Source organism: Aminobacter sp. P4_H6_2 (assembly GCF_056400805.1).
In genome coordinates this window covers 1-6,408 of record NZ_JBFUKO010000312.1, presented here as the reverse complement: position 1 = coordinate 6,408, position 6,408 = coordinate 1, and the positions used below count along the sequence as shown (strand labels likewise).

Annotated in this window: 9 protein-coding genes; 6 read left to right on the top strand and 3 right to left on the bottom strand. The window is 63.1% G+C overall.

Annotation, left to right across the window (positions count from 1 at the left end; translation table 11 throughout):
* Positions 1 to 181: 181 nt before the first annotated feature.
* The 5 genes from flaF (at position 182) to AC1DUU_RS20115 (ending at position 3,588) form a co-directional block, all read left to right on the top strand.
* A complete protein-coding gene (gene flaF, locus AC1DUU_RS20135) occupies positions 182 to 529 on the top strand; it encodes a flagellar biosynthesis regulator FlaF (protein ID WP_476785170.1) in 348 nt (115 codons plus the stop codon).
* The gene (flbT, locus tag AC1DUU_RS20130) at positions 526 to 966 is read left to right on the top strand and encodes a flagellar biosynthesis repressor FlbT (protein WP_476785169.1); all 441 of its coding nucleotides are present in this window, start codon (positions 526 to 528) and stop codon (positions 964 to 966) included. The genes flaF and flbT overlap by 4 nt, the downstream gene beginning before the upstream one ends.
* Complete coding sequence (gene flgD / locus AC1DUU_RS20125; protein ID WP_476785168.1) at positions 966 to 1,379, top strand: flagellar hook assembly protein FlgD; 414 nt, start codon at positions 966 to 968, stop codon at positions 1,377 to 1,379. Before flbT ends, flgD begins: the two co-directional genes overlap by 1 nt.
* Positions 1,376 to 1,642: a flagellar biosynthesis protein FliQ gene (fliQ, locus tag AC1DUU_RS20120; RefSeq protein ID WP_067958500.1), complete on the top strand. Its 267-nt coding sequence runs from the start codon at positions 1,376 to 1,378 to the stop codon at positions 1,640 to 1,642. The genes flgD and fliQ overlap by 4 nt, the downstream gene beginning before the upstream one ends.
* 302 nt (positions 1,643 to 1,944) lie before the next feature.
* On the top strand, positions 1,945 to 3,588 hold the full coding sequence (locus AC1DUU_RS20115) for an MFS transporter (protein WP_476785167.1): 1,644 nt from the start codon (positions 1,945 to 1,947) through the stop codon (positions 3,586 to 3,588).
* 877 nt (positions 3,589 to 4,465) lie between these two features.
* Here the strand turns inward: AC1DUU_RS20115 and AC1DUU_RS20110 are convergent.
* The 3 genes from AC1DUU_RS20110 to AC1DUU_RS20100 form a co-directional block, all read right to left on the bottom strand.
* On the bottom strand, positions 4,466 to 4,951 hold the full coding sequence (locus AC1DUU_RS20110) for an SRPBCC family protein (RefSeq protein WP_476785166.1): 486 nt from the start codon (positions 4,949 to 4,951) through the stop codon (positions 4,466 to 4,468).
* An 86-nt stretch (positions 4,952 to 5,037) separates the two neighbouring features.
* Positions 5,038 to 5,286, bottom strand: coding sequence for a ParB N-terminal domain-containing protein (locus AC1DUU_RS20105; protein ID WP_115732322.1), 249 nt, complete (start codon positions 5,284 to 5,286; stop codon positions 5,038 to 5,040).
* Positions 5,287 to 5,379: 93 nt separating this feature from the next.
* A complete protein-coding gene (locus AC1DUU_RS20100; RefSeq protein ID WP_476785165.1) occupies positions 5,380 to 5,853 on the bottom strand; it encodes a hypothetical protein in 474 nt (157 codons plus the stop codon).
* 225 nt (positions 5,854 to 6,078) lie between these two features.
* On the opposite strand from AC1DUU_RS20100, the gene AC1DUU_RS20095 reads away from it, so the two are divergent.
* Entirely contained in the window at positions 6,079 to 6,249 is a 171-nt protein-coding gene (locus AC1DUU_RS20095) for a hypothetical protein (RefSeq protein WP_476785164.1), read from the top strand.
* The last annotated feature ends 159 nt before the right edge of the window (positions 6,250 to 6,408 follow it).

Below are 6,408 nucleotides of genomic sequence, written 5' to 3'. Positions count from 1 at the left end.
ATGCAGAAGGACCTTTACGAAGGCTACATCATCAAATCCGAGGGCGTGAACCCCGAACGGGCGGCGACGCGTGTCACCGATCTCATCTCGATGATCGAAAAGTCATACGCCCTGACCGCGCGTATTCAGCAGCTTAGCCTGATGAAATTCCTCTGACCTGACGGCAACCAACGGGACGCATATGTATCAATTCTCCTATGCCGATATCCAGGATGACTCGGTCGCCGAYGCCAAGGATCGCGAACGCCAGCTGCTCAGCCGTTCTATCGATCTTTTGACCAAGGCGAGCGAAGTCGGGCCCAATTCCAAGGAAGCCATCGACGCGCTGATGTTCACCAACCGTGTGTGGATGTCGCTGATGGACGACCTCGGCAGCCCCGAAAACGCGCTGCCCAAGGAGCTGCGCGCCAACCTCATCTCCATCGGCCTTTGGCTGCTGCGCGAGTGCGAAGACATCCGCCAGGGCCGCACCGACAATTTCGAAGGCCTGATCGAGGTCTCGCAGATCATCCGCGACGGCATCCAATGAAAAACACGCTGAAGATCTCGCTGAAGGCCAACGAAAAGATCTACATCAACGGCGCCGTCGTCCGCATCGACCGCAAGGCGGCACTTGAGCTGCTCAACGACGCGCAGTTCCTGCTCGAAAGCCATGTCCTGCAGCCCGAGCAGGCCTCGACACCGTTGCRCCAGCTCTACTTCATCCTGCAGGTGATGCTTGTCGATCCCCAGGGTGCCGTCGAGGCGCGCGACATGTTCCGCCGCTCGCTGCCGCTTTTGCTCGCCACCTTCGACAATGCCGAGATCCTTTCGAGCCTCAAACACATCGACCGCCTCGTTTCGGAAGACCATGTCTACGAGGCGTTGAAGACGCTCCGCTCCCTCTACCCCCTCGAACAGCGCGCCATGGCCGGCAACGATCAGCAGCCAGCCGAACGCGCAATCGCCGCCGGAGGCACTTTCTGATGCCCATCGACTTCACCACCACCCCGCCCGTCGGCGTCAACACCGGCACCAAGTCGTCCGGCGCCAAGGCCGCCGTCGATTACCAGTCCTTCCTCAAGCTGCTCATGGCGCAGATGAAGAACCAGGACCCGACCAAGCCGATGGACTCGACCGAATACGTCGCCCAGCTCGCTACCTTCTCCCAGGTCGAGCAGTCGGTGCAGATGAACTCGCGGCTCGACCAGATCCTGCAGTCCTCCGCGCTCGCCCAGGCCGACGCGCTGATCGGGCGCACGGTCACCTCCGCCGATGGCAAGACCTCAGGCAAGGTCGCCGAAGTGCGTCTCGCCAAGGACGGCGTCATTGCCGTGCTTACCGACGGCAAGCAGATCACCATGGCCCCCGGCGTCACCGTCAAGGCGTCGGCCGCGTGAACGAAGCCGACGCGCTCGACCTGGTCCAGTTCGCCATCTGGACCGTGCTGACCGCGTCCGCGCCGGCGGTGGCGGCGGCGATGCTTGTCGGCGTCGGCATCGCTCTTATCCAGGCACTGACCCAGATCCAGGAAATCACCCTCACCTTCGTGCCCAAGATCGTCGCCATCTTCCTGGTGGTGGCGCTCACCGGCCCGTTCATCGGCGCCCAGATTTCGAGCTTCACCAACGTCATCTTCGAGCGCATCGAAAACGGCTTCTGACGCAGGCCTGTGCGGCGATCTGGCTCGCCCCCGATTCAGGTCAGGCCGAGYCGCAAATGGCGGATTCCGGGGTCGCTCTTGGACGACGAGCGGAGGCTACATTCAGGTCGGTAAGCACCGGAAGCGCAGGAAGCTGCCATTTGCAGGCCGGCCTCACCTGAATCCTGCTGTGGACCGCCGCCGAACCGTTGCTGGACCATGTCGGTTCCAGACAAATCGGTTCACCCCGCCCCCCTATCATGGTCTAGTCTTACAGCAACGATTCATTCAACGGGGGCAACCGGCCCAGCCGGCTTCAACGCATGGACGACGACCACCAGTACGAGCAGGGCTCAGCACTCGCGCCGTTCAAGCACGGCATCTTCCGCTCCGTCTGGTTCGCCAGCCTGGCGTCGAATTTCGGCAGCCTGATCCAGTCGGTCGGCGCCGCCTGGCTGATGACCTCGATCGCCACCTCGTCCGACATGGTGGCGCTGGTCCAGGCCTCGATATCGCTGCCGATCATGCTGTTTTCGCTCGCCTCCGGCGCGCTTGCCGACAGCTACGACCGCCGCCGCGTCATGCTGACCGCGCAATGCTTCATGTTTGCAGTCTCCGCTCTGCTGACGCTGGCCGCCTATCTCGGCCTGATCACGCCATGGCTTCTGCTCGCCTTCACCTTCCTCATCGGCTGCGGCACGGCCCTCAACAACCCGTCCTGGCAGGCATCGGTCGGCGACATGGTGCCCCGTCCGGTCATGCCGGCGGCGGTCGCGCTCAACTCGATGGGCTTCAACATGACGCGTAGCGTCGGCCCGGCCATCGGCGGCATCATCGTCGCGACCGCAGGTGCCGCTGCCGCTTTCGCCGTCAACACGCTGAGCTACTTCGCAATCATCTTCGTTCTGTTCCGCTGGCGTCCGCAATATCCGGCCAACCCGCTGCCGCGCGAAACGCTCGGCCAGGCCATGGGGGCCGGCCTGCGTTATGTCGCCATGTCGCCCAACATCGGCAAGGTGCTTCTGCGCAGCTTCGCCTTCGGTTTCACCGCCGTCGTCATCCAGGCGCTTTTGCCGCTTGTTGCGCGCGACCTCGTCGCTGGCGGCCCGCTCACCTACGGTGTCATGCTCGGTGCCTTCGGCATCGGCGCAGTCGGGGGCGCGCTGATTTCCGGCCGTATCCGCCGCAGCATGTCGAGCGAAACCATCGTGCGCTCGGCCTTCGTCGGCTTTGCCCTGTGCAGCTGGATCGCCGCCTGGAGCTCGAACGCCTGGCTGACCAGCGCAGGCCTGCTCATCGGCGGTGCCTGCTGGGTGCTGGCGCTTTCGCATTTCAACATCACCGTGCAGATGTCGACGCCGCGCTGGGTCGTCGGACGGGCGCTGTCGATCTACCAGATGGCGACCTTCGGCGGCATGGCTCTGGGGAGCTGGATCTGGGGTCTCGTCGCCGAAAGCAACGGCGCAGCGACGGCCCTCATCGCCGCCGGCATCGTCATGCTGGTCGGTGCTGCGATTGGCTTCCTTTTGCCGCTGCCCGAGCATACCGCTCTCAACCTCGACCCGCTCAACCGTTTTCGCGAACCGCATCTGGCGCTCGATGTCAGGCCGCGCAGCGGCCCCATCGTCATCACCATCGAATTCATCATCCGCGAGGAGGACGTCAGCGCCTTCCTCGACGCCATGACCGAACGCCGTCGTGTCCGGCGCCGCGACGGCGCGCGCAACTGGACGCTGTCGCGCGACCTGGAAAACCCAGAAATCTGGGTCGAGAGCTACCACACGCCGACTTGGCTCGAATATATCCGCCACAACCAACGCGCCACCCACGCCGACGCCGTCATCGGCGACAAGCTCAGGGCGCTGCACAGCGGTGCCCAGCCGCCACGCGTCCACCGCCTCATCGAGCGCCCCACCAGCCTCGCCGCAGCGCTTGGCACTCACAAGGGCCACATCGAGCTGCATTGAGGGGCGGACGCGCGCCTTGACCGTGGCAAGGTTTTCCACGGTACGCACCGTTTTGATACAGATTATCCCGCCAACCTTCTCAGTCGCGATCCTTCGCACCCCCCTCTGGCCTGCCGGCCATCTCCCCCACAAGGAGGGAGATCACGCCTTCATCAGTGCCGCGGCCAATCACCAACGTCGCAAGGCTTGTCCTTAAGACGTTGCAGGATGCGCGCCGCCGCGGACGTGACTAATCTCCCTCCTTGTGGGGGAGATGGCCGCCAGGCCAGAGGGGGGTGCGAAGGATCTCAACCTGCGTGGTTTGCCTCGTAAAGCGCATCCGGCTGTCACCCTCTGTCAGCATCGAGCGTGGATRGCCGCACCGGTTTTTCCACGCCCCCACCACCTCCCGTATCATTGACCTCGCGATCTTCCACGGGACCCCGGTGCGCACCGGGCAGCGGGGGGAAGCGCCGGTGCCGGGCTGGCAGGAGGTCGGTTCTCCTGCTGGGTGATGAGCCCCCAAGCCCGGGCCTTGCGGCGGCTGGCGGTGAAAGCCGAGGCGACTGAGCGGGGCAAGAACACCGAGCGGGGCGCGAACGTCGCGCCATAAAATCATTATCGGAAGGCACGGCCTCGCGCCCCGCTTCCCGAACTACCTCCTGCACGGGAGTGCTCTTTGACAATGGCCAGACCGGAAACGGGGCGTGGCGGTGAATAAGTGTGAGATGTGGTCCGCGAAGCGGACGAAAAGCCAACTGCTTGGCTTTTCGAACATCGAACGCCGGCAGGCCAGAGGGGGGCAACGTAGGGTGCAACCTCCCCAGGCCGCCCTGCTCAAAAACCGAAAGGCCGGGCGAGTGACCCGGCCGGCCTTTGCATTTCAGGGCGATCCGCCTCAGATCGTCTTCGCCAGCGCTTCGAGCTGGTCGGCGCATTGGCCCCAGCCCTCCTGAAAACCCATCTTCTCATGGGCATCGCGGTCGTCAATCGACCAGTGCCGGGCAATGGCGGTGTATTTGGTCTTGCCGCCGCCAACGTCCTCGAAGGTCAGCACCACCGTCATGAACGGCTTTTCGGACGGCGCCCACGCCTCGGTATAGGCGTCGGTGAAGACCAGCTGCTCGTTCGGCACGACTTCGAGATAGACGCCGGAATTGGGATATTCCACGCCCTCGGGGCTGCGCATGGTGATCGAGCTGGTACCGCCGGCACGCACGTCGAGCTTGGCGCTTGTCGTCGTCCAGGGTAGCGGCGCGAACCATTTCGGCAAAAGCGTAGCGTCAGTCCAGCAGCGATAGACCTTCTCGCGCGGCGCATCGATGATGCGGGTGAGAACCAGTTCGCGGTCTTTGACTGGGATGGCGGCGGCTGTTGCGGTCATTCGTCTTCTCCTCGTTGAAGTCAGCTTTCGGACCAAGGACGAGCAAGCTGAAGCCATCCCGACAGGCCTCRGCGAAAAAAAGCGGGCTAGTGTTTCCGCGCCTGTACGAGATAGGAATCGATCGACGTCTCGCCCAGCCATCTCGCGGCTTCCAGCCGGTGCAGGCCCTCGACCAGCACGTAGCGCTTGCCGTCATGGCGTACCTGGATCGGTGTCTTCATGCCGTTTTCGACGATGTCTTCGGCCAGATGCCGCACGGTTTCGGGATGCAACGTCTTCTTGCGCGCGGCGGGCACATAAATGTCGTCGAGCGGTATCTTCTGAACTCTGAGCATGATGGCTTCCGGCTGTGGAAGTACAGCTTCACCTAGATAGGGTGTTTCCATGAGCCGGCCAAGGCAGCCAGACTTGAACAGAGCTGCGCTCGATCAGATCTTTTTCTTGGCGGCACGCCGCTTGGCGTCGTCGATCATCATGTTGGCGAGCTGCATGCGCACCATGGCGCGCTGACGCAGATGCGGCGCCACCCGGTCGGGATGGTTGGCGAGCGCAAAGATGCGGCGCAGTTTGGCCAGATCGGCGGGCTTGACCTCGGCGAGGCCGAGTTCGGCGGCAATCGCGTCGGGATCGATCGACGGCGCCTCAAGTTCTTCGATAGCAGCGGCCTTGGCCTTGACCATGTCGAGCAGCGAAACGAACTCGTCTTCGAGGGCAGCACCAGCCTCGCGATATTCCGCGGCAACGGTCTCGCCGGCAACGCGGATGCGGCCCGAATGCAGCTCATCGGCAACCGCCAGATAGTCGAAAGGGATGGTCGGCGCGGGTGCAATATCGCCTGGCTCCGAAGCGACGAACAGATCGTCCAGCAACGAAGCGAAGTCGCGATTGGTCTCGGTGCCCATGCAAGCCCCTCCGCACGAAAACGCATGATACGTAAAAACTGCCCGGACCATAATGGGGCCAGGTTAAAAATCGCTTCGAAGCTTCGGCAGTATCTTACAAATTTCCGCTACCGGAAAAAGCCGGGCGGCGGACCGACCGCATGGCAGCCATGCCAATGCTGCACTGCACAATGGCGATGGAATCGCCTATATCTGTTGTCGGGAGGAACAACCGGAGCCTGAGTCATGGGTTTCTACACTGAATTGTTCGCCCGCCCTCGCCCCAAGGAGCAAGCCCGCTATCGRGCCGCGCTCGCTTTGCTGAATGCGATGGACAGCGCCGACCGCGCCGATATCGGCATCAAGCCGGCCGATTTCCCCCGCATCGCCCGCGAGATGTCGACCCGCCAGGCCTAAATGTTTGCGCGTCACCGCGCTGCCGCAATCGCTGATGCATGATTGCGGCAGGCAGGAGATTCGCAATGGGGACGTTTTTTACCACCGCAGCTTCAGTGCTCGTGTTTTCGGGCCTGTCTTGCCTTCAGGCGGTGGCGGCCGAAACGCCCTATCTCGATG

Coding starts and splice junctions, on each gene's coding strand:
- flgD (WP_476785168.1), top strand. CDS start 966: ATGCCCATCGACTTCACCACCACCCCGCCCGTCGGCGTCAACACCGGC.
- AC1DUU_RS20115 (WP_476785167.1), top strand. CDS start 1,945: ATGGACGACGACCACCAGTACGAGCAGGGCTCAGCACTCGCGCCGTTC.
- AC1DUU_RS20110 (WP_476785166.1), bottom strand. CDS start 4,951: ATGACCGCAACAGCCGCCGCCATCCCAGTCAAAGACCGCGAACTGGTT.
- AC1DUU_RS20105 (WP_115732322.1), bottom strand. CDS start 5,286: ATGCTCAGAGTTCAGAAGATACCGCTCGACGACATTTATGTGCCCGCC.
- AC1DUU_RS20100 (WP_476785165.1), bottom strand. CDS start 5,853: ATGGGCACCGAGACCAATCGCGACTTCGCTTCGTTGCTGGACGATCTG.